Annotated in this window: 16 protein-coding genes and 1 pseudogene; 4 read left to right on the forward strand and 13 right to left on the reverse strand. The window is 68.2% G+C overall.

The window, feature by feature from the left end; translation table 11 throughout:
• From C667_RS02425 to acs, 5 genes and pseudogenes are all read right to left on the reverse strand, one after another.
• Positions 1 to 864: pseudogene (locus C667_RS02425) on the reverse strand (DNA polymerase III subunit epsilon); the annotation flags it as partial.
• A 3-nt stretch (positions 865 to 867) separates the two neighbouring features.
• Complete coding sequence (locus tag C667_RS02430) at positions 868 to 1,236, reverse strand: response regulator transcription factor (RefSeq protein WP_004356430.1); 369 nt, start codon at positions 1,234 to 1,236, stop codon at positions 868 to 870.
• A gap of 29 nt (positions 1,237 to 1,265) precedes the next feature.
• Positions 1,266 to 4,007: a sensor histidine kinase gene (locus C667_RS02435; protein WP_004356431.1), complete on the reverse strand. Its 2,742-nt coding sequence runs from the start codon at positions 4,005 to 4,007 to the stop codon at positions 1,266 to 1,268.
• Positions 4,008 to 4,020: 13 nt separating this feature from the next.
• Positions 4,021 to 4,218 (reverse strand): hypothetical protein, encoded by a 198-nt coding sequence (locus C667_RS02440; RefSeq protein ID WP_004356432.1) that lies wholly within the window; start codon positions 4,216 to 4,218, stop codon positions 4,021 to 4,023.
• Positions 4,219 to 4,413: 195 nt separating this feature from the next.
• On the reverse strand, positions 4,414 to 6,378 hold the full coding sequence (gene acs / locus C667_RS02445; protein WP_004356433.1) for an acetate--CoA ligase: 1,965 nt from the start codon (positions 6,376 to 6,378) through the stop codon (positions 4,414 to 4,416).
• 289 nt (positions 6,379 to 6,667) lie between these two features.
• Between acs and C667_RS02450 the strand changes: the two genes are divergently transcribed.
• A complete protein-coding gene (locus C667_RS02450; RefSeq protein WP_004356434.1) occupies positions 6,668 to 8,200 on the forward strand; it encodes a fumarate hydratase in 1,533 nt (510 codons plus the stop codon).
• Between the two features lie 67 nt (positions 8,201 to 8,267).
• Here C667_RS02450 and C667_RS02455 read toward each other — a convergent pair whose 3' ends face one another.
• Both C667_RS02455 and ppsA read right to left on the reverse strand, forming a co-directional pair.
• Positions 8,268 to 11,909, reverse strand: coding sequence for a bifunctional diguanylate cyclase/phosphodiesterase (locus C667_RS02455; protein WP_004356436.1), 3,642 nt, complete (start codon positions 11,907 to 11,909; stop codon positions 8,268 to 8,270).
• 261 nt (positions 11,910 to 12,170) lie between these two features.
• On the reverse strand, positions 12,171 to 14,537 hold the full coding sequence (gene ppsA, locus C667_RS02460; RefSeq protein ID WP_004356438.1) for a phosphoenolpyruvate synthase: 2,367 nt from the start codon (positions 14,535 to 14,537) through the stop codon (positions 12,171 to 12,173).
• Positions 14,538 to 14,674: 137 nt separating this feature from the next.
• Here ppsA and ppsR point away from each other — a divergent pair, with 137 nt between their 5' ends.
• The 3 genes from ppsR to msrB all read left to right on the forward strand — a co-directional run bounded on the left by ppsR (position 14,675) and on the right by msrB (position 17,203).
• A complete protein-coding gene (gene ppsR, locus C667_RS02465) occupies positions 14,675 to 15,508 on the forward strand; it encodes a posphoenolpyruvate synthetase regulatory kinase/phosphorylase PpsR (RefSeq protein WP_004356440.1) in 834 nt (277 codons plus the stop codon).
• A 106-nt stretch (positions 15,509 to 15,614) separates the two neighbouring features.
• Complete coding sequence (locus tag C667_RS02470; protein ID WP_004356443.1) at positions 15,615 to 16,784, forward strand: DUF2863 family protein; 1,170 nt, start codon at positions 15,615 to 15,617, stop codon at positions 16,782 to 16,784.
• A gap of 17 nt (positions 16,785 to 16,801) precedes the next feature.
• On the forward strand, positions 16,802 to 17,203 hold the full coding sequence (gene msrB / locus C667_RS02475) for a peptide-methionine (R)-S-oxide reductase MsrB (protein WP_004356445.1): 402 nt from the start codon (positions 16,802 to 16,804) through the stop codon (positions 17,201 to 17,203).
• Between the two features lie 26 nt (positions 17,204 to 17,229).
• Here msrB and C667_RS02480 read toward each other — a convergent pair whose 3' ends face one another.
• The 6 genes from C667_RS02480 to C667_RS02505 form a co-directional block, all read right to left on the reverse strand.
• Entirely contained in the window at positions 17,230 to 17,811 is a 582-nt protein-coding gene (locus tag C667_RS02480; RefSeq protein ID WP_039920613.1) for a DUF6036 family nucleotidyltransferase, read from the reverse strand.
• Positions 17,812 to 17,814: 3 nt separating this feature from the next.
• Positions 17,815 to 17,991 (reverse strand): hypothetical protein, encoded by a 177-nt coding sequence (locus C667_RS26315; RefSeq protein WP_245538410.1) that lies wholly within the window; start codon positions 17,989 to 17,991, stop codon positions 17,815 to 17,817.
• Positions 17,992 to 18,597: 606 nt separating this feature from the next.
• Complete coding sequence (locus tag C667_RS02490; RefSeq protein ID WP_004356452.1) at positions 18,598 to 19,779, reverse strand: acetyl-CoA C-acyltransferase family protein; 1,182 nt, start codon at positions 19,777 to 19,779, stop codon at positions 18,598 to 18,600.
• 29 nt (positions 19,780 to 19,808) lie between these two features.
• Positions 19,809 to 20,732: a CobD/CbiB family protein gene (locus C667_RS02495; RefSeq protein ID WP_004356455.1), complete on the reverse strand. Its 924-nt coding sequence runs from the start codon at positions 20,730 to 20,732 to the stop codon at positions 19,809 to 19,811.
• Positions 20,733 to 20,845: 113 nt separating this feature from the next.
• Complete coding sequence (locus C667_RS02500; protein WP_004356458.1) at positions 20,846 to 21,469, reverse strand: CoA pyrophosphatase; 624 nt, start codon at positions 21,467 to 21,469, stop codon at positions 20,846 to 20,848.
• Between the two features lie 8 nt (positions 21,470 to 21,477).
• Positions 21,478 to 22,119 (reverse strand): retropepsin-like aspartic protease family protein, encoded by a 642-nt coding sequence (locus C667_RS02505; protein ID WP_004356459.1) that lies wholly within the window; start codon positions 22,117 to 22,119, stop codon positions 21,478 to 21,480.
• Positions 22,120 to 22,133 lie beyond the last annotated feature (14 nt).

Genomic DNA, 22,133 nt, shown 5'->3' on the forward strand with positions numbered 1-22,133 from the left:
GGGCGGCAACTCGCCCGCCGGGCCGACCGCGTCCGCCTCGCCCTGCGGCGCGGCGCCCTCCCCGCCCACGGCCTCACCCACGACCTCGCTCTCCGCCGCGGCCGCCAGCGCGGGCGCCGCCAGCGACAGCACCGGCGCCATCTGCACGCGCAGCAGCTGGCCGGCACGGGTGGTGGTGACGAAGTTGGCCTGGGCCTGGGTGGCGCCGCGGCGCAGGCGCTGCTGGATGGTGTCGAGCGCATGCGCGATCAGGTTGCGCTCGAAGACACCGTAGATCGAGCGCCCGAGGCCGATCAGCTCACCGCCGCCGGCCACGCCGGGCGCCTCGGAGAGCGCGCGGAACTGCGCGCGCGCGCGGTTGTTGTAGAGCAGCACGCGGCCGTCGAGGTTGCACACCACCACGCTCTGGGTGAGCTCGGACATCAGCGCGGCAAGGCGATCCTTCTCGAGCTCCACCGAGGCTTTGGCGCGCGCGATCTGCGCCTCCACGTCCTGCAGCAGCGCGTCGCGCTGGCTGGCGAGCTCGTTGGTGGCGAGCGCGAGGCGCTGCACCTCGGGCGGCCCCTCGGGCTGCACGCGGAAGCCGCGGTTGGCGCCCAGCATCAGGCGCAGGTTCTCCGACATGCGCAGCAGACCCTGGACGTACTGGCGGAACAGCACCCGCACCACGCCCACGCCGGCGGCGAAGCCCATCGCGGTGAGCAGGGTGCCGAGCGTGAGGTGCGGCGACAGCACCCGCACCAGCAGGTCGCGCGCCTCGCCCTCGGTCTCGAGCCAGACGATCAGCGCGGTGAGCAGGAAGGGTCCGGTCATCAGCAGGAACAGCACGACGACTGCGAGCATGAATCGCGCACGTGCCTGCATGGTTCACTGCTCCAGCAGGTTGCGCACCTTGTCCACCAGCTCGCGGGTGGAGAAGGGCTTGGTCATGTAGGCGTCGGCGCCGAGCGCGAGGCCCTTGGCGACCTCGGTGTCGCGGCCCTTGGCGGTCAGCATCAGGATGCGCACGCCCGCCATCTCGGGATCGGAGCGGATCTCCTGGCAGACCTCGAAGCCGCTCTTCTTCGGCATCATCACGTCGAGCAGCACCAGGTCGGGCCGCGACGCGCGGATCCGGCGCACGGCCTCCTCGCCGTCGTTGGCCACCTCCACCTGGTAGCCCTCGCGCTTCATGAGGAACTCCAGCGAAATGACGATGTTCTGTTCGTCGTCGGCAATCAGTACTTTCTTGTCCATCACGTCTCCTCCCCGCCCGATATTCTATGTCATCCCTCGCCTGCCGCCGACTTCAGCGGCAGCTCGAAGGAGAAGGTCGCGCCCTCGCCGGGCACCGACTCCAGCCACAGCCGGCCGCCGAAGTGCTCGACGATCTGGCGGCTGATCGGCAGCCCGAGGCCGGTCCCCTGCGGCCGCGAGCGCTCGTCGCCGCCCTGGCGGAACTTCTCGAACACCACCGGCTGCTGCGCGGGCTCGATCCCCGGCCCGTTGTCCTTGACCGCGACGCGGAAGCGCTCGCCGTCGCAGCTCAGCGTCACATCCACCCGCCCGCTGCCCGTGGGCACGAACTTCGCCGCGTTCGACAGCAGGTTGAGCATCACCTGCAGCAGGCGGTCGTGGTCGGCGCGCAGGGTCGGCACCGACTCCGGCAGGTGCAGGTGCAGCTCGGCGCCGCGGTCGCGGAAGAGCTGCAGGGTGGCGTCGCCGGAGTGGCGCACGAGCTCGCACAGGTCGATGTCGGTGTTGTGCCACTCGGCGTGGCCGGATTCGATCTTGGCCATGTCGAGCACCTGGTTCACCAGGCGCGACAGGCGCACCGTCTCGGACACGATGATGCCGAGGAAGCGCTGGCGGTCCTCGACGTCGATGTCGGGGTCGTCGAGCATCATCTCGGAGAGCGCGCGGATCGAGGTCAGCGGCGTGCGCAGCTCGTGCGTCACCGAGGACATGAAGTCGTCCTTGAGGCGGTCGAGCTCCTTCAGCTGCTCGTTGGCGGCGCGCAGCTCGGCGGTGGCGGCCTCGAGCGCGCGCGACTTCTCCTCGAGCTTGTGCGAGTAGGCGCGCACCTGCGAGGCCTCGTCGAGGATGTCCATGACCTCGCCGAGGCCGAGCGGCTCCGCCTGCACCACGGTCGACACCATCACCCGCGCCGAGGCGCTGCCGATGGCGCCGGCGAGCAGGGTCTCGGCGAAGTGCACCAGCTCGGGGTCGGCCTTGAGTTCGGAGACCTGCTGCAGGCCGTGCGAGCGCGCGTAGGCGCCGAAGGCCTCCTCGGTGCGGCGCTGGCCGAGGAAGCGCGCCACCAGCGGCACCAGCTCGCCGGCCTCGGCGCCGGTGCGCCAGAAGCTCGCCGGCGGCGCGTCGCCGCGCCGGAACACGTCCACGAAGAGCGCACCCTGGGTCGCCTCGGGCCCGGTCGGCACGCGCAGCATCGACACCCCGACGTAGCAGCCGATGTTGGCGAGCAGGCTCCAGAACAGCGCGTGGCTGATGTTGTCCAGGCCGGTGAGGCCGAAGAGCTGCTCGGGCTTGAGCCAGCCGAGGCCGAGCACGCCGTGCTCGAGGAAGCCCGGATCGAGCCAGCCCGACTTGGCAAAGGAGGGCAGCAGCAGCGTATAGACCCACACCGCGAAGCCAGCGAGCAGGCCGGCGAGCGCGCCCTCGCGCGTGCCGCCGCGCCAGTACATGCCGCCGATGACCACCGGGGCGAACTGCGCCACCGCGGCGAAGCTGATGAGGCCGATGCTGACCAGCGCGTAGGCCTCGCCGGCGAGGCGGAAGTAGAGGTAGCCGAGCAGCAGCAACACCACGATCGCGCCGCGGCGGATCCCGAGCAGCAGGCCGGTGAGGTCGCGCTCGCGCGCGAGGTCGAGGCGGCGGCTGCGCAGCAGCATCGGCATCACGAGGTCGTTGCACACCATCGTGGACAGCGCGATGGCCTCCACGATGACCATGCCGGTGGCCGCCGACAAGCCGCCGATGAACACGAGCAGGGCGAGCGCGTTCTGCCCGTGCGCGAGCGGCAGGGTCAGCACGAAGGTGTCCGGATCCACCGTACCGCTGCCGAAATGCAGCAGGCCGCCGATGGCGACCGGGATCACGAAGATGTTGATCGCCAGCAGGTAGGCGGGGAAGACCCAGGTAGCGCGGCGCAGGTGCTGCTCGTTGACGTTCTCCACCACCGCGATCTGGAACTGCCGCGGCAGGAAGATGATCGACAGCATCGCCAGCAGCACGTGGGCGAACCAGCCGCCGTAGCCGAGCCGGCCGGCGCCGTCGAAGGCGAGCAGACGCTGCAGTTCCGGCACCGCCGAGGCGCGCGCGTAGAGGTCGCCGAAGCCGTCGTAGAGCCAGTAGGTGACGTAGATGCCGACCGCGAGGAAGGCGAGCAGCTTGACCACCGACTCGAAGGCGATCGCCGCCACCATGCCCTCGTGGCGCTCGGTGGTGTCGAGGTGGCGCGTGCCGAACAGCACCGTGAAGGCGGCGAGCGCGAGCGCGATGTAGAGCGTGCCGTCCTGCCACCAGCCCGCCTGGCTCTCGATGCGGAACAGCGTGTCGTGCTCGCCCACCAGCAGCGCGTAGCCGCTGGAGATCGCCTTCAGCTGCAGCGCGATGTAGGGCACGATGCCCACCACCGCGATCAGCGTGACCAGCCCGCCGAGCAGGTGGCTCTTGCCGTAGCGCGAGGCGACGAAGTCGGCGATCGAGGTGACCCGGTAGCTGCGCGCGATGCGGATCATCTTGAGCACGACCAGCCATGCCAGGGTCAGGCCCAGCGTGGGCCCGAGGTAGGTGGGCAGGAACCACGGCCCGCCAGAGGCGGCGCGGCCGACGCTGCCGAAATACGTCCACGCGGTGCAATACACCGCGAGCGACAGACTGAACACCCAGGGATTGTCGATGACCGAGCGCCCGGCATCCGCACGCCGGTCACCGAAGTAGGCCACCGCGAACAGCAGCAGCAGGTAGGCGAACGAAGCGCCGACGATCAGCCAGCCCGGCAGCATCCCGACCTCCGCATCAGCGTGCCCCGTGCTCGGCGATCCAGGCCACGACCAGGATCAGCGCCAGCCACACCGAGAATAGATAGACGTGGAGCAGCGGCAGCCCGAAGACGGTCTGCGGCCGGTCGAACAGGGACAGAATGGGATAGTTCAGCAACACGAGGCCGGCGATGAACACGGCCACCAGCCGCTGCCCGGCCAGACCCTTGCGCATCCTGTCGCTCCCATGAAACGAGCCACGGCAAACGAAATGGCGAAGCACCGCCCTGCTCTTTGCGGCAGGGCCGGCGCGACGCACGAACAGGGGCACGCCTTGCGCGTACCCGGTCTCCCCCGGCACCGGCTCGCTGGCCGGCTTCCTCCTGTCGTTCAGGAGCGGCCGGGTGCGGGGCACCCGGCCTGCACTGCATCAGCCCTTGAGCTGCTCGAGGATGTGCGGGTTCTCGAGCGTCGAGGTGTCCTGCGTGACATCCTCGCCCTTGGCGAGCTGGCGCAGCAGGCGGCGCATGATCTTGCCGGAGCGGGTCTTGGGCAGGTTCTCACCGAAGCGGATGTCCTTCGGCTTGGCGATCGGCCCGATCTCGTGACCGACCCAGTTCTGCAGCTCCTTGATCATCTTGGCGGCTTCGTCGCCGGTGGGGCGCGCGCCCTTCAACACCACGAAGGCCACGATCGCCTCGCCGGTCAGGTCGTCCGGACGGCCGACTACGGCGGCCTCGGCCACCTTCTCGTGCGCGACCAGGGCGGACTCGATCTCCATCGTGCCCATGCGGTGACCGGAGACGTTGAGCACGTCGTCGATACGGCCGGTGATGGTGAAATAGCCGGTCTCGGCGTCACGGATGGCACCGTCGCCCGCGAGGTAGAGCTTGCCCTTGAAGTCCTCGGGGTAGTAGGTCTTCTTGAAGCGGTCGGGGTCGCCCCAGACGTTGCGGATCATCGCGGGCCACGGCTTGGTAACCACCAGGATGCCACCCTGGCCCCAGGGCACCTCGGTGCCGGTCTCGTCCACCACCGCGGCCATGATGCCCGGGAAGGGCAGCGTGCACGAACCCGGAACCATCGGCGTGGCGCCCGGCATCGGGGTGATCATGTGCGCGCCGGTCTCGGTCTGCCAGAAGGTATCCACGATCGGGCAGCGGCCACCGCCGACGTTCTCGTAGTACCACTCCCAGGCCGCCGGGTTGATCGGCTCGCCGACCGACCCCAGGATGCGCAGCGACGACAGGTCGTACTGCTTCGGATGCACGGCCGGGTTGTTGTCGGCCGCCTTGATCAGCGAACGGATCGCGGTCGGCGCGGTGTAGAAGATGCTGACCTTGTGGTCCTGGATCATCTTCCAGAAGCGGCCGGCGTCCGGGTAGGTGGGCACGCCCTCGAACACGATCTCGGTCGCGCCGCAGGCGAGCGGGCCGTAGGTGATGTAGGTGTGGCCGGTGACCCAGCCGATGTCGGCGGTGCACCAATAGACGTCGTCGGCCTTGATGTCGAAGGTGTACTTCATCGACAGCACGGCCTGCAGCAGGTAGCCGCCCGACGAGTGCTGCACGCCCTTCGGCTTGCCGGTGGAACCCGAGGTATAGAGCACGAACAGCGGATGCTCGGCCTCGACCCACTCCGGCTCGCAGACCTCGGACTGGGTGGCGACCACGTCGTGGAACCAGCTGTCGCGGCCGGCGACCATGGCGACGTCGGCGCCGGTGCGCTTGACGACGATGACGTTCTTGACGGTATCGCAGCCGCCGAGCGACAGCGCCTCGTCGGCGATCGGCTTGAGCGGAAGCGCCTTGCCGCCGCGGAACTGGCCGTCGGAGGTGATCACGGCGACCGCCGCCGCATCCTCGATGCGGTCGCGCAGCGCCTGGGCGGAGAAGCCGCCGAACACGATCGAGTGGGTCGCGCCGATGCGGGCGCAGGCCTGCATCGCGACCACGCCTTCGATCGACATCGGCAGGTAGATGATGACGCGATCGCCCTTCTTGACGCCCATGCCGCGCAGGGCGTTGGCGAACTTGCTGACGCGGGCGAGCAGGTCCTTGTAGGTGACCTTGGTGACTTCGCCGCTGTCGGCTTCGAAGATCAGCGCGACCTTGTCGCCGAGGCCGTTGGCGACGTTGCGGTCGAGGCAGTTGTAGGAGACGTTGAGCTTGCCGTCGGCGAACCACTTGAAGAAGGGCGCGTTCGACTGATCGAGGACCTGGGTGAACGGCACCTTCCAGTCCAGCAACTCCTTGGCGCGACGGCCCCAGTAACCCTCGTAGTCGTCCTCGGCCTCCTTGCACAGCGCGCGATAACCGTCCATGCCGGACACGGCTGCGTTCTTGACCATCTCTTCCGAGGGGTTGTAAATGCGGACTTGTTGCTCGTTGGACATGCTCACCTCTCCTCAACTGTTCAAATGGTTGAAGCTACCCGTTGCGGGTGGGCTGGTTGAACCCAGCCTTTGATTCGCCCGAACGCCGGTGCCCCCTTGCGGACCATCCCCGTCCGGGCACTCTAATGCCGTTCGAAACGCCGGCATTAGAGAACAGCTATCTTACACAGGACTTACACCGCCCCGCCAGCGACGGCCGGCGGGGCCGGTGGTAGAATCCGGCGCCACTCCGGGCCTTCCGGTCCGGTCGCGTCATTCTGCCCCCATGTCATTCCGGAGACCAAGCGCCATGACGATCATTCGCCAGGAAGACCTCATCCAGTCGATCGCGGATGCCTTCCAGTACATCAGCTACTACCACCCGCTCGACTACATCCAGGCGCTCGGCGAGGCCTACGCGCGCGAGGAAAGCCCGGCCGCGAAGGACGCGATCGCGCAGATCCTGACCAACTCGCGCATGGCCGCCGAAGGCCATCGCCCGATCTGCCAGGACACGGGCATCGCGGTGGTCTTCCTCAAGGTGGGCATGAACGTGCAGTGGGACGCGAAGATGAGCGTCCAGGGAATGATCGACGAGGGCGTGCGGCGCGCCTACAACCATCCCGACAACAAGCTGCGCGCCTCGGTGCTGCTCGACCCCGCCGGCAAGCGCCAGAACAGCAAGGACAACACCCCGGCGGTGGTGCACTACGAGCTCGTCGCGGGCGACGACGTCGAGGTCATCTGCGCGGCCAAGGGCGGCGGCTCCGAGAACAAGACCAAGATGGTCATGCTCAATCCCTCCGACTCGATCGTAGACTGGGTGCTCAAGACCGTGCCGACCATGGGCGCCGGCTGGTGTCCGCCGGGCATCCTCGGCATCGGCATCGGCGGCACGCCCGAGAAGGCGATGCTGCTGGCGAAGGAGTCGCTGATGGAGCCGGTCAACATCCACGAGCTGCGCGAGAAGGCCGCCTCGGGCGCCACGCTCTCCCGCGTCGAAGAACTCCGCCTCGAGCTCATGGACAAGGTGAACGCGCTCGGCATCGGCGCCCAAGGCCTGGGCGGCCTCACCACCGTGCTCGATGTCAAGATCATGGACTACCCGACCCATGCCGCCTCGCTGCCGGTCGCGATGATCCCCAACTGCGCCGCCACCCGCCACGTGCACTTCCACCTCGACGGCTCGGGCCCCGCCCACCTGCCGACGCCCAAGCTCGAGGACTGGCCGCAGGTCACCTGGAAGGCCGACACCAACGTCGCCACCCGGGTCAATCTCGACACATTGACCCGCGAAGAGGTCGCGTCCTGGAAGCCGGGCCAGATCCTGCTCCTCAACGGCAAGATGCTCACCGGCCGCGACGCCGCGCACAAGCGCATCGCCGACATGCTCGAGAAGGGCGAGAAGCTGCCGGTCGACTTCACCAACCGCGTCATTTACTACGTCGGCCCGGTCGACCCGGTGCGTGACGAGGTCGTCGGCCCCGCCGGCCCCACCACCGCCACGCGCATGGACAAGTTCACCCGCATGATGCTGGAGAAGACCGGCCTCATCTCGATGATCGGCAAGTCCGAGCGCGGCCCGGTCGCCATCGAGGCCATCAAGGACAACGAGTCGGCCTACCTGATGGCGGTGGGCGGTGCGGCCTACCTGGTGTCGAAGGCGATCAAGGAAGCCAAGGTGGTCGGCTTCGCCGACCTGGGCATGGAAGCGATCTACGAGTTCACCGTGCAGGACATGCCGGTGACGGTCGCGGTCGACGCCAAGGGCACGAGCGTGCACAACACCGGCCCGCAGGAGTGGCAGGCGAAGATCGGCAAGATCCCGGTCGTCGTCGCCTGAGCCGCTTCCCGAAGCGCCCTCGCCCTCGGCATCTCGGGGGGCGGGGCGCAGGGCGCGGGCTGCGGACTCAGCCCTGTGCCCGCAGCCACGCCACGGGCGGTCTCCAGCTCGCCGCCCAGGACGGAATCTCCTCCGCCGGCATCGGGCGCGCGATCCCGTAGCCCTGCGCCACCTCGCAGCCGAGCTCCAGCAGCAGGCTGCCATGCTCGACCTCCTCCACGCCCTCCGCGATCACCTCGCGCTTGAAGGCATGGGCCAGCCCCATGATCGCCTCCAGGATGGCGAGGTCCTCGGCGTCATCCACCATGCCGCGCACGAACAGCTGGTCGATCTTGAGGCGCGCCGCCGGCAGGCGCTTGAGGTAGGCGAGCGAGGAGTACCCGGTGCCGAAGTCGTCGAGCGCAAAGGACACGCCGATGTCTGCGCAGGCCTCGACGATGCGCGTGACCTGGGCGATGCTCTCCAGCGCACTCGTCTCCAGCACCTCCAGCTCGAGCGCACCCGGACCCAGCTCGGGGTGGCGTGCGAGCGCAGCCTGCAGCCGCGGCATGAAATCCGCAGCCTGCAGGTGGCGCGCGCCCACATTCACGCTCACCGGCAGGAACAATCCCTCGCGTTGCCAGGCCACGACCTGCGCGAGCGCCTGCTCGATGACCCAGTCGCCGACCTCGACCGCGAGCGGGTGGTCGGCCACCACCGGCAGGAAGGCCGCCGGCTCGAGCTCGCCCTGGCGCGGATGCCGCCAGCGGATCAGCGCCTCGGCGCCCACCACCGCACCGCTGCGCATGTTCACCTTGGGCTGGTACAGAAGCTGGAACTCGCCCGCGCGCAGCGCGCCGCGGATCGCCGCCAGGGTCTGGTGGCGGCCGCGCTGGGAGCGGTCGTGCGCGGTGTCGAAGAGGTGGTAGCGATTCTTGCCCGCGAGCTTCGCCTGGTACATGGCGAGGTCGGCCTGGCGCAGCAGCTGGTCGGCGTCGACCTCCTCCGCCTGCGGATACAGCGTGAGGCCGACGCTCGCCGAGACCTTGACCTCCTGCCCTGCGAGCGCAACCGCCTGCGAGACCGCGCCGAGCAGGCGGCGCACGAGCAGCTCGCAGGCCTCGACGTCGGGCAGGTCGAGCAGCAGCGCCACGAACTCGTCGCCGCCCAGGCGCGAGATGCTATCGCCCTCGCGCAGCGCCGCCTTCATGCGCGCCGCCACGACCGCGAGCAGTTGGTCGCCGGCCTGGTGGCCGAGGGTGTCGTTGATCGCCTTGAAGCCGTCGAGATCGATGTAGGCGAGCGCGAGCTGCTGGCCGCGTCGGCGCGCCTGCGCCATCCCGCGCTGCATGCGGTCGCTGAGCAGGACACGGTTGGGCAGCCCGGTGAGCGCGTCGTAGTGCGCGATGTACTCCAGGCGGGACTCGTGCTCCTTCTGCCGGGTGATGTCGGTCAGCGTCCCCGACAGGCCCGCAGGCGCGCCCTGCGCATCGAAGGCGCGCCGCGCGCTCATCTCCAGCCAGCGGAAGCCACCGCCCGCGCAGCGGTAGCGCGCCGCGTGGGTGCAGGACTCGAGCTCGCCGGCGAGCACCTGCTCGACCATCTCGCCGTGCTGCTCGCGATCGTCCGCATGCACGTGCGCCAGCACGTGACGCCCGCGGCTTTCTTCCAGGGGGTAGCCGGTGATGTCGGCCCAGGCCTTGTTGAGGAAAGTCCAGCGCCCCTCCCCGTCGAGCTGGAAGATCACCTCCCGCACGCTCTCGACCACCGAGCGGTAGCGCGCCTCGCTCGCCTTCAGCCCGCCGTGCGCGCGCTTGCGCTCGATGACCCCGCTGAAGGCGTTGCCCACCAGGGTCATCAGGGTCTTGTCCTCGTCGGTCCAGGTGCGCTCGCGGCACACCGCGTCGAGCCCGATGATGCCGCGCACCTGCCCGTCCACCACCATGGGCACCCCGAGCACCGACTGGATCGACTGCGCCTCGAGCAGCACGCGGTCGGCCTCGGCCTCGGCCGGCAGCGCGGCGACGCTGGGGTAGTCGACGATCCCGAGCTGCTTGATGGTGCGCAGGAAGAGCAGCGAATCGTCGAAGGGCAAGCCCTGGAGCTTGTCGATCTGCGGCTCGATGCCCTCGGCGCACCACTCGTGGGTGTTGTCGAGCTGGCAGCCGTCCTCGGAGACCTGGAACACATAGGCGCGATCGGCCTCGGCGAAGCGGCCGAGCTCGCCGAGGGCCTGGTCGAGGTGCCCGTCCAGCTCGGCCGGCGCGGCCAGGATCAGCTCGGACGAGATCCGCCCCACGAGGCGCTCGAACGCGATCCGCCCGGTCAGCACGCGCTCGGCGCGCTCGCGCACCAGCTCGGCCGCCACCCGGTCGTCGAAGATCTCGAGCAGGGTGCGCACCGCCGCGTCGTCGTCGAAGGGACGGCGACGCAGCGCGACGATCAGCCCGAGCACGTCCCCCTCGCGATCGAACAGCGGCATGCCGGCATAGGCCTCGATCCCCATGCGCACGAGTTCGCGGTCGCGCGGAAAGCGTTCATGCACCCCGCGCGGGTAGATGCAGGCCCCCCGCCCGATCGTGCCGTCGCAGGGAGACTCGGCGAGCGCGTAGCGGAACGGGCGCATCGAGCCGCCATCGCCCCAGCCCGCGCGTACCTCGATGTGCGCGCCGTCGGCGCAGAGCTGGCCGACGAAGACGATGTCGACATCGAGCGCCTCGACGATGTGCCGGCACACCGCCTCGTGGAAGGCTTCGCCCGAAAGCCGCGCGTAGCGCGCGGCGAGCGCATCGAGCGCGAGGTCGCCGCGCTTGCGCTCGGTGATGTCGTAGCAATATCCGATGTAGCCGACAAAGGCGTCGTCCGCGTCGCGGCGCGGGTTCCCCTCGTCCGAGATCCAGCGGTAGCCGCCGTCGGCGTGGCGCAGGCGGTATTCCATGCGGAAGGGCTCGCGGCGCGCGAAGGCCTGCTGCCAGGTGCCGAGGCAGCCGTCGGCGTCGTCCGGGTGCACATCGGCCACCCAGCCGCTGCCCTGGGACTGCGCCAGCGTGCGCCCGGTGAACTGCAGCCAGGTGTCGTTGAAGTAGTTGCACCCGCCCTCGGCGTCGGAGGTCCAGATCAGCGCCGACTTGCTGTTGGCGAGCTCGCGGAAATGGCGCTCGCTCTCCTCCAGGGCGCGACGCGCGAGCTTGCGGTCCTGCTCGGTGCGCAGCGCGATGATCATGCTCGCGCAGGTGACCAGCATGGGCTCGAGCTCGACGATCAAGGCCTCGTCGTAGCCCTGCGCCGCGTTCGCCAGGCCCACCATGCCGATCAGCTGTCCGCCGTGGAACAGCGGCAGGCCCAGAAAGGCGCGCAGCTCGGGGTGGCCGGGGGGCACGCCGCCGCCGCGCGGGTCGTCCTTGGGCGCGTTGCAGATCACCGGCGTCGCGGTTCGCACGACCGAACCGAACAGGGTGTCGAGGTTGTGGAACTCGAAACCGCCGCTGCGCATGCCCTCGAACAGGGTGCGCGACTCGGGGCTCCAGGAGATGTCGCTGAGTCCGTGCATGCGCAGGAAGGACTCGCCCGCCTCGTCGTGCAGCACCTCGCCGATGAAGCCGTACTCGCTGCCGGTCAAGGCCACCAGCTGGTCGAGCATCGCGGAGAAGGTGTCGGCCGACGAACGCCCCACCAGCATGCCGCGCTGCAGCGTGGACAGCACCGCGAGCATCTGCGCCTGGCGCGCCACGGTGCGCTGCAGATCGGCAGGCGCAGCGGGCGCCGGCGACGGCGCTGGCGGCGCACCCCCTTGTCCTGGCCAGGCGGGCACCTCCCCCGGCGAATCGATCCGCAAGCCCGACATCCGATCCCCTCGAATCCGCAAGCACGACAAGCGCGCATCTTAACGGGAAGCATTTTCCTGCGGCATGGCTGCAACGACCGGATGCATAAAAAAAGGCGCCGACCTTGCGGTCGGCGCCCTCGACGCGAGAGCCGGTCGAAGCGACGCTCAGCGCTTGCCGTGCGCGGCGAGCTTGAGCCAGGTATCGACCACCGTGTCCGGGTTCAGCGAGATGGTCTGGATGCCTTCGTCCATCAGCCACTCGGCCAGGTCGGGGTGGTCCGACGGACCCTGGCCGCAGATGCCCACGTACTTGCCGAGCCTGTTGGCGGCCTGGATGGACATCGACAGCAGCTGCTTGACCGCCGGGTCGCGCTCATCGAAGGCGTGCGCCACCAGGCCGGAGTCGCGGTCCAGGCCCAGGGTGAGTTGGGTGAGGTCGTTGGAGCCGATCGAGTAGCCGTCGAAGTGCTCAAGGAACTGCTCGGCCAGGATGGCGTTCGACGGGATCTCGCACATCATGATCAGCTTGAGCTCATTGACGCCGCGCTTGAGGCCATGCTCGGCGAGCAGATCCACCACGCCCTTGGCCTCTTCGACGTTGCGCACGAACGGAATCATGATCTGCACGTTGGTGAGGCCGAGCTCGTTGCGCACCTTCTTCATCGCGGCGACTTCCATCTCGAAGCAGTCGCGGAAGCTGTGGGCGATGTAGCGCGAGGCGCCACGGAAGCCGAGCATCGGGTTCTCTTCTTCCGGCTCGTAGATCTCGCCGCCGAGCAGCTTGCGGTACTCGTTCGACTTGAAGTCGGACATGCGCACGATCACGGGCTTCGGATAGAAGGCCGCGGCGATGGTGGCGACGCCCTCGACCAGCTTCTCGATGAAGAACTGCTTGGGCGTCGCGTAGCCGCGCGAGCGGCGGGTGATCTCGTCGCGCAGGCTGGCCGGCACCTGGCCGATGTCGAGGATGGCCTTGGGGTGGATGCCGATCATGTTGTTGATGACGAACTCCAGGCGCGCCAGGCCGACGCCGCCGTTGGGGATCTGCGCGAACTCGAAGGCGAGCTCCGGGTTGCCCACGTTCATCATGATCTTCACCGGGATCTCGGGCAGGTTGCCCATGTCGGTGGTGATGACCTCGAACTCCAGCTTGCCGCGGTACACGTAGCCGGTGTCGCCCTCGGCGCAGGACACGGTGACCGACTCGCCCTCGTGCAGAACGTCGGTGGCGTTGCCGCAGCCGACGATGGCCGGGATGCCCAGCTCGCGCGCGATGATGGCGGCGTGGCAGGTGCGCCCGCCACGGTTGGTGACGATGGCGCTGGCGCGCTTCATCACCGGCTCCCAGTTGGGGTCGGTCATGTCGGTGACGAGGATGTCGCCGGCCTGCACGCGGTTCATCTCGGAGGCGTCGCTGACGATGCGGACCACGCCGGCACCGATCTTCTGGCCGATCGCGCGACCGTGGGTCAGCGCCTTGCCGTATTGCTTGAGGCGGTACTTCTCCATCACCAGGCCGAAGTCCTGGCTCTTCACCGTCTCGGGGCGGGCCTGCAGGATGTAGAGCTTGCCGTCGACGCCGTCCTTGCCCCACTCGACGTCCATCGGGCGGCCGTAGTGCTTCTCGATGATCACCGCGTAGCGCGCGAGCTCGAGCACGTCGGCGTCGGTCAGCGAGAAGCGGTTGCGGTCGGCCTCGGGCACATCGACCGTGCGCACCGACTTGCCGGCCACGGCCTTGTCGGTGAACACCATCTTGATGAGCTTTGAGCCGAGGTTGCGGCGGATGATCGCCGGCTTGTCGAGCGCCAGGGTGGGCTTGTGGACATAGAACTCGTCCGGGTTCACCGCGCCCTGCACCACGGTCTCGCCCAAGCCGTAGGAGGCGGTGATGAACACCACCTGGTCGAAGCCCGACTCGGTGTCGATCGAGAACATCACGCCCGAGGCGCCCGAGTCCGAGCGCACCATGCGCTGCACGCCGGCCGACAGCGCGACGTCGGCGTGAGCGAAGTTCTTGTGCACGCGATAGGCGATCGCGCGGTCGTTGTACAGCGACGCGAACACTTCCTTCATCGCGTGCAGGATGTTCTCGTAGCCGTGGATGTTGAGGAAGGTCTCCTGCTGGCCGGCGAAGGAGGCGTCCGGCAGGTCCTCGGCGGTCGCCGAGGAGCGCACCGCGAAGCTGCCCTCGCCCTCGGCGGTGATCTGCTCGTACGCGGTCTTGATCTCGGCCTCGAGCTTGGCCGGGAAGGGCAGGTCCACGATCCACTGGCGGATCTGCGCGCCGGTCTTGGCGAGCGTATCGACGTCATCCACGTCGAGCGCGTCGAGCGCGGCGTTGATGCGGTCGGCCAGGCCGTCGTGGGCGAGGAACTCGCGATAGGCCTCGGCGGTGGTGGCGAAGCCGCCCGGGACACGGACGCTGGAAGGCAGCTGGCTGATCATCTCGCCGAGCGAGGCGTTCTTGCCGCCGACCTTCTCGACGTCGGACATGCGCAGTTCGTTGAAAGGGATCACGTAACGTGTCATGGGTGGCTTCCGCAAATGTTGGGGAAAAAGCAAAATATCGCGAACGGCAGTGTACGATTTTTTGTGCTGTGCCGCATCACAGGGTTTGCCCCAATACTCGCCCCGCACCGCTGGTCGGGGCCGCAAGGTCCGAAATCATGAACGACATCGCCCGCCGCACCGTCTTCTTCGTCTCCGACGGCACCGGCATCACCGCCGAAACCCTTGGCCACAGCCTGTTGGCGCAGTTTCCCGAGGCGCGCTTCCGCCAGGTGCGCGCGCCTTTCATCGACGACATCGACAAGGCGATCGACTGCGCGACGCAGATCCGCGAGGCCGCGGCCGAGGACGGCGTGCGCCCGATCGTGTTCAGCACGCTGGTCAACCAGGCCACCGTTGATGCACTGCACAAATCCGACGCGCTCTTCCTGGACCTCTTCGAGCGCTTCATCGGCCCGCTCGAGGCCGAGCTCGGCCAGCGCTCCACCCATGCGGTGGGCCGCTTCCACGGCATCGCCGACAGCCTGAACTACAAGCACCGCATCGAGGCGATCAACTTCGCCATGGCGCACGACGACGGCATCTCCAGCGAGGGCGAGCTCGCCGAGGCCGACGTGATCCTGGTCGGCGTGTCGCGCTCGGGCAAGACCCCCACCAGCCTCTACCTGGCCATGCAGTTCGGCGTCAAGGCGGCCAACTATCCGCTGATCCCCGAGGACTTCGAGCGCAACAAGCTTCCCGGCGAGCTGCACAAGTACCGCGGCAAGCTCTTCGGGCTCACCATCGCGCCCGAGCGCCTGTCGCAGATCCGCCAGGAACGCCGCCCCAACAGCCGCTACGCAGCGCTGGAGAACTGTCGCTACGAGATTGACGCCGCGCACAAGCTGATGCGCCGCGAGAACATCCGCTGCCTCGACTCCACCACCAAGTCGATCGAGGAGATCTCCGCCACCATCCTGCAGACCATCCGGGTCGATCGCCCGGGTTTCTGAGCGTACGGCGGGCGCTTCGACCGGCGTTTTCCTGCGGCATTGGTAGAATGCGGGGTCATGGGTGTCGCCCAAGCCGGCACCCCGAACAGCGCAACAGGAAACCGACATGAAAAGAACGCGCCTCAAGCGCCGCGGCGGCCTCGGTCGCACTGCCGAACAACTCGTCTGGCTCGCCGGCGGGCTGGCCCAGTCCGGCAGCCGGATCGAGGACCACTACTGGGAGACGCAGCTCGCCAAGCTGATCGACGAGACCCTGGCCGACAACGACGAGGAAGTGCTCAACGCCGCGCTCGACCACCTCTACAGCGCCGACGCGCGCGCCTACGACGATCTCGCCGACAACATCGAGTCGCGCGCCGAATGCGCCGCCGGCAGCCTCGCCGAGCACGACGTCGTGCTGATCGCCGCGCCGGTGCTGGCGTGGTCGCGCTACCGCATCCCGGCCGCCAACATCCCCGCCGCGGTGCTCGCCAACCTGCGCGTGCACCTGCAGGCCCACGTGCTCGCCAAGGGCGCCAGGCTGTCCGTCGCCGACTTCCTCTTCAGCCCCGACCAGCTGCCGCAGGGCTACTGCAGCACCGCGGAGTTCGCCAAGGTGATCTGCGGCGCGGCGGCCGAAAACCTCGACCTGCACATTGACACCGACGGCATGCCCGAGACCGCGCAGTTCCTGTCCGACACCCGCTACCTGCTCGCCGCGGTGGCGGTGCCGCGCGGAGGCGCGCTGTTCCGCTGGCAGGAGCCCGACGGCACGCGCGACGGCGCGCTCGAGCAATGGCGCGCCCAGGGCGGCGCCTGCCTCACCCCGCTGCTGCCCGGCTGCGCGGTCGACCTCGTGCTGCCCGACTCCTACTTCGCCGCCAGCCGCGCCGCCGACAAGGACAGCCGACCCTACTCGGTGCGTGCCTCGGTCGCCTTCCTCGCCACCACGCTGGAGACACCCGCCGCCAGCCTGCGCGCGGTGGTCGCCCCCTTCTGGGATCGCAACCTCGAGGAATACCGCATCGGCTTCACCGCGCGGGGCCGCGACGCGGTGGTGCATGGCGTGGTGTGGCCGCTCCTGGGTGCCGAGGACGAGACCACCGACTGCGTCGCGCAGATCGAAACCGTATTGCGCGAATCCGGTCTCACCGACGTCGTGTCCCTCGAGCACCACTTCCCGCTCGAGTACTGCGACGACTGCGGCGCCCCGCTCTACCCCTCCCCCGAGGGCGAGGTCGTGCATGCCGAGATGCCCGAGGAACAGGGTGTGCAGGCGCCGCGCCATCTCCACTGATCCGGATCGAGGTCCCCATGGCCCGCGAAGTCGACAAACCCGACGCCGAGTGGCGTCGGAAGCTCTCCGACCTGCAATACCGCGTCACCCGCGAGAAGGGCACCGAGCGCGCCTTCACCGGCGAGTACTGGGACGTCTGGGACAAGGGCGCCTACAACTGCGTGTGCTGCGGCGCCCCGCTGTTCCGCTCCGAGCACAAGTTCGACGCCGGCTGCGGCTGGCCCAGCTTCTGGACCGCGGCCGAGCCCGACAACGTCGAGAGCGCGGTCGATCGCAGCCACTTCATGGTCCGCACCGAGGTGCTCTGCCACCAGTGCGGCGCCCACCTCGGCCACGTCTTCGAGGATGGTCCCCAGCCCACCGGCCTGCGCTACTGCATCAACTCGGCGTCGATCAAGCTGGAGAAGAACGAAGGCTGAAGGGACGCGGTTTCAGCGGGCTCCGTCTAAGCGCCGCGCCCCGCCTCGACCTCGCGCGCCAGCGCAACTGCATCACGCAAATTGAGCAACAACATCGACTGTCCACCCACGTAGCCGCCCAGCGCGGCTCTGGCGCGGGCATCGATCTCGTCTGCTGAGGTCAGTCCCAAGCGCACCAACTCCGCTACATCTTCACGATCGTTCGGCGCCCAGCGCGCGATCTTGCTCACCGCGAGATCGATCGGCGACAGCACAAACAGGTGAAAAGGCTCCACTCCAAGATCCACCGGGATTGCATCATCCTGGTAGTCCTCGTGCATCAAGGCAAAAGTCGGGTTGTAGTTGGTGTCGAAATAGATGACCTGACTGCTACCGTCTTCGAGTTGCACCTCGACCATCAGATCATTCGGCAGCAGGATCCGTGCGCCGAACTCGGCATCGACGTCGCAGGTGACACGCTTCGCGGTATAGAGGTGAACCGCCATGCCGCCCGCCAGGAAAACCTTGACCGGCCGACCGATGCGCAGACGCTGCTCAAGCTTCTCGAACAGCCGGCGCATGCCATCGGACAGCGCGGTATGCGTTTTCAGGACAGGTCGGCTCGACATGGGTCAGCGCCCCCGCAGTTCGCTGGTGAGGATCTGACGTGTGCGTGGAAGGCTGAACAGCCAACCCCGATGAATGACCTCCTCCGCAGCCAGTCTGTCGTCCGGACGCGTGCGGAAATAGGCCTCGCTCAACTGGCGCAGCCTTGCAGCCTCATCGGGGAAGGTGGAGCGCAGCAACATCGCGGCCAACCTGAAAACGTTGGCATCGGTTACGTCGTCCGCAGACAGTCGCTTCCCGGTCGCTGCATCCGTGCATCGTCGCAACAACTCGGCTTCTGTTGATCTGGCAGTCACGACTCACCTCGCAGCGAAATTTTCGCCTCAACCTTAGCGCAGCCGCAGAACGAGTGCCAGTTCGCCTGCGCTACTGCGTCAACTCCGCATTGACATGAAACAGTCAGCTCGGCGCCGAAGAACCACACAAGGGACGGCACGCGGCGTAGCGCGCTCTACCCGTCGCCCCGCCGCGGCATACGTCCGCGCCCAGCTCTTCAAACAGACGCAGCACCGTCCGCGCCGATACGTCCAGTTGCCGCGCCAGGTCGGCCGCACGCACAGGCCCGCGCCGCAGCAGGGCGGCCAGGCGCTGGCGGACTTCAAGATTCCTGGGGCGCATAATGTCGAGGAGACTGCATCTCTAAACCGAAACAATCTTATTAATCATCAGCAATTTGCGCTAGCACGCAGCTTCATAATGTCCAGAGTTTTGTCCGTAACCTGATACGGACGAAAAAAACCCGCGCCAGCCTCACGGCCGCGCGGGTTTTTATCAGGCGAAAACTACGCTTACACGCGTTCCCACACCGTGGTGATGCCCTGGCCGCCGCCGATGCACATGGTGGCGACGCCGTAGCGGCCATTCACGCGGATCAGCTCGTGCAGCAGCTTGGTGATGATCACCGAGCCGGTCGCGCCCACCGGGTGGCCGAGCGAGATGGCGCCGCCGTTGGGGTTGACCTTGGCGGTGTCGAGGCCGAGGCCACGGTTCACCGTGATCGACTGCGCCGCGAAGGCTTCGTTGGACTCGATCACGTCGATCTGGTCCAGCTTCAGGCCGGCGCGCTGCAGCGCGAGCTTGGTGGCGGGGATCGGGCCTTCGCCCATCACGTCGTTGGGCACACCGGCGATCGCGTACGAAACCAGGCGGGCGATCGGCTTGTGGCCACCGGCAGCAGCCTTGGCAGCGTCGGCAAGCACCAGGAAGGCGGCGGCGTCGTTGATGCCCGAGGCGTTGCCGGCGGTGACCGAACCGTCCTTCTTGAACGCCGGCTTCATCTTGCCCAGCGCTTCCATGGTGGTCATGCGCGGATGCTCGTCGGTGTCGAACACCACGGTGCCCTTGCGGGTCTCGAAGGTGATCGGGACGATCTGGCCCTTGAAGCGGCCCTCGGCGATCGCGGCGGCGGCGCGCTTCTGCGACTCGAGCGCAAAGGCGTCCTGCTCTTCACGGGTGATGCCGTGCTTGCTGCAGAGGTTCTCGGCGGTGATGCCCATGTGGCCGACGCCGAAGGGGTCGGTCAGCACGGCGACCATCGAGTCGATGGCCTTGGTGTCGCCCATGCGCGCGCCGTTGCGCAGCGCGGGCAGCAGGTAGGCACCGCGCGACATCACTTCGACGCCGCCGCCGATGGCGAAGTCGGCATCGCCCAGCATGATGGCCTGCGCCGAGCTGACGATGGCCTGCTGCGCCGAGCCGCACAGGCGGCTGACCTGGAAGGCGACGGAATCCATCGACATGCCGGCGTTGACCGTGGCGACGCGCGACACGTAGGCGTAGCGGGAGTCGGTCGGAATGCAGTGGCCGACGGAGGCGAACGAGACCGCCTTCGGATCCACACCGGCACGCGCGATCGCTTCCTTGATCACCACCGCGCCCAGATCGGACGGCTCCATGTCCTTCAGCGAACCACCGAAGCCACCCACGGCGGAACGAACAGCACTCAGAACGACGACTTCACGATTTGCCATAACCCACTCCCTTGTTGAGATTAGACGTGTCACCGCCCCGCCCAGCCCGCGACCGCGAGCAGGAAGAGCAGGAACAGACACACGAGCAGAGCCCGCCAGAGCAGACTCACTGTGTTTTGCATGTGATCGACGCCCGCCTCGCTCCCCAGGCCCATCTCGGGCCGGTCCACGAGCTTGCCGGCTTCATGAACCGGCATGCCGAGCCGCACGCCCAGCGCGCCGCCACCACTCGCGATCAGTATAGCCGACGACCTCTCCGGCCACAGCACCGCCTGCGAACGCCAGCAGTAGATGGCGTCCTCGAAGTTGCCCATGATGGAAAACACGATCGCCGTGATCCGCACCGGCAGCCACTCCATCGCCTCGCGCGCACGCCGCGCGAAGCGCCCAAAGCCGGCGGCGCGCACATCGCGCCCACCCCACTCCTCGGCCAGCAGCCCCGCGAGGCGATACATCACCGCGCCGCTCGGGCCGGGCAGCAGCACGAACCAGAACATCACGCCGAACAGCCTGCGGTGCGAGACGACCAGCGCCTCCTCGATGGCCAGGCGGGCGATCTCGTTCGCCGACGCGCCGTCATGGCGCGTGCCGCGCCAATCCTCAAGCAGGCTGCGTGCGCCCTCCGGCTCGCCCAGGCGCAGCGCCATGTGGATGGCGGAGAAGAAGCGGGTGTCGTGGCGGAAACCGACGCAGAGGTAGAGCACCACCACGTTGAAGAGGAAGGCCAGCGCCGGATGCATCTCCCACAGCAACCAGAAGCCGAGCGCGCTCGACAACGCCGCGGCGGGCACCAGCAGCAGCCAGGCGAGGCGCCCTTGCGCGACCGAAGCGCCGTCGAAGCGGGCGCGCACCCCCCCGACCACGCTACGCACCCCGCGCACCGTCCAGCCACGCGCCGGAAGCGGGCGCAGTTGTTCGAGCACGAGGGCAAGGATCAGGGAGAAGAAGGTCATGCAGCCAAAGCATCGCGGGCGCCAGCGGCCCCCACCCATGAAGCGGATTTATCGGTGCAGCAAGATAGCACAAAGGCAAGCCCGCGCAGCAAGCAGGGCACCCGCATATGCGCTCAGGCGTCGTCGTGCAGCAGGCGATACAGCGACATCAGGATCCCCGCCGTCGCGCCCCAGATGAAATAGCCGTGCCAGGGCATGGCGTGGAAGCGCCGCATCCGCCCCTCGTGCAGGATGCTGTGCTCCTGGTGGTTGCGCGGATCGAGGAAGTGCGCAAGCGGGACCTCGAAGGCCTCGGCGACCTCGAAGGCGTCGAGCGTGAGCTCGAGCGGCGGATGGACCACGCCGACCACCGGGGTCACACGGAACCCGGTGCCGGTGAAATAGTCGGGCAGCGCCCCGATCAGCTCGACGTGACGGCGGGCGAGCCCGATCTCCTCCTCCGTCTCGCGCAGCGCGGCGTGCAATGGCGAGGCGTCGCCGTCCTCGAGCCGGCCGCCCGGAAAGCTGATCTCGCCCGGGTGATGATGCAGGTGGTCGGTGCGCCGGGTCAGCAGCACCGAGGGCGCCTCGTCGCGCACCACCAGCGGCACCAGCACCGCGGCGGGCTTGGGCGGCCGCGAGCGCGCCAGGTCGCGGCCGTCGCCGTTGAACTCGCCGTCCCGACGCGGCCCCTCGGCGAGCCGGCGGCGGATCTGTTCCAGGGCTGGGAGACCATGCGGTCCGCTTGCAGGATTCACGCGATGCCTCAATAACGTTTCTTGAGCAGCAGGCGGTCGCCCTCGCGCCGCCAGTCCATGCGCCCGAGAAAACTCATGCCGAGCAGGACGTAGGGCAATTCGGACTCATGCACCGCCGCGTCGATCCCATACAGGCGCATCCCCTTGAGCTCGACCGAGTCCAGCTTCACCCGCCACACCCGCGCCGTGCCATTGGCGGTCTCGCTCTGCCCGGGCTGGCCGGAACGGTAGTCGATCCCGAGCCGCAGCGCCTCGTTTCGGCCCAGCGCAACCAGGGTGGCGCCCGTGTCGACCAGCACTCGCACGCCCCGGCCGTTGACGGTCGCATCAGCAAAAAAGTGCCCGCCCCCATCCGCGACCAGGCTCACTTCGCTGGCGCTCCCGCCCGGCGCGCTCGCCGCGTGCTCGCCGACCCGCGCCTGGAAGGCGCGCCCCTCGTGCTCGAGCGTCGCAGTCTGGCCCACAAGCGCACGCAGGCGAACGCCTTCGCGGGTGCTCTGGCTCACACCGACCGTCTGCGGCGCGCCGCCATCCACTACGAGGACCGCCTTGCTCCCGAAAGCGCCGGCCATGACGACATCCAGCGCCAAAAGCGGTGGCGCGAAGCCGAATCCGACGCTCATCAGCAGGATCGACTTGTTCACGCACATCCTCGTTCGCCGCT

The sequence above is a fragment of the Thauera phenylacetica B4P genome (genome assembly GCF_000310225.1).
In the GTDB taxonomy this organism is placed as follows: Bacteria; Pseudomonadota; Gammaproteobacteria; order Burkholderiales; family Rhodocyclaceae; genus Thauera; species Thauera phenylacetica.

What these genes read in the sequence shown, in the direction of transcription:
- C667_RS02490 (WP_004356452.1), bottom strand. Translation starts at nt 19,779, where the DNA reads ATGGCAAATCGTGAAGTCGTCGTTCTGAGTGCTGTTCGTTCCGCCGTG.
- C667_RS02430 (WP_004356430.1), bottom strand. Translation starts at nt 1,236, where the DNA reads ATGGACAAGAAAGTACTGATTGCCGACGACGAACAGAACATCGTCATT.
- C667_RS02480 (WP_039920613.1), bottom strand. Translation starts at nt 17,811, where the DNA reads ATGTCGAGCCGACCTGTCCTGAAAACGCATACCGCGCTGTCCGATGGC.
- msrB (WP_004356445.1), top strand. Translation starts at nt 16,802, where the DNA reads ATGGCCCGCGAAGTCGACAAACCCGACGCCGAGTGGCGTCGGAAGCTC.
- C667_RS02450 (WP_004356434.1), top strand. Translation starts at nt 6,668, where the DNA reads ATGACGATCATTCGCCAGGAAGACCTCATCCAGTCGATCGCGGATGCC.
- C667_RS02495 (WP_004356455.1), bottom strand. Translation starts at nt 20,732, where the DNA reads ATGACCTTCTTCTCCCTGATCCTTGCCCTCGTGCTCGAACAACTGCGC.
- C667_RS26315 (WP_245538410.1), bottom strand. Translation starts at nt 17,991, where the DNA reads ATGTTGCTGCGCTCCACCTTCCCCGATGAGGCTGCAAGGCTGCGCCAG.
- C667_RS02470 (WP_004356443.1), top strand. Translation starts at nt 15,615, where the DNA reads ATGAAAAGAACGCGCCTCAAGCGCCGCGGCGGCCTCGGTCGCACTGCC.
- acs (WP_004356433.1), bottom strand. Translation starts at nt 6,378, where the DNA reads ATGTCCAACGAGCAACAAGTCCGCATTTACAACCCCTCGGAAGAGATG.
- C667_RS02440 (WP_004356432.1), bottom strand. Translation starts at nt 4,218, where the DNA reads ATGCGCAAGGGTCTGGCCGGGCAGCGGCTGGTGGCCGTGTTCATCGCC.
- ppsA (WP_004356438.1), bottom strand. Translation starts at nt 14,537, where the DNA reads ATGACACGTTACGTGATCCCTTTCAACGAACTGCGCATGTCCGACGTC.
- ppsR (WP_004356440.1), top strand. Translation starts at nt 14,675, where the DNA reads ATGAACGACATCGCCCGCCGCACCGTCTTCTTCGTCTCCGACGGCACC.
- C667_RS02435 (WP_004356431.1), bottom strand. Translation starts at nt 4,007, where the DNA reads ATGCTGCCGGGCTGGCTGATCGTCGGCGCTTCGTTCGCCTACCTGCTG.
- C667_RS02505 (WP_004356459.1), bottom strand. Translation starts at nt 22,119, where the DNA reads ATGTGCGTGAACAAGTCGATCCTGCTGATGAGCGTCGGATTCGGCTTC.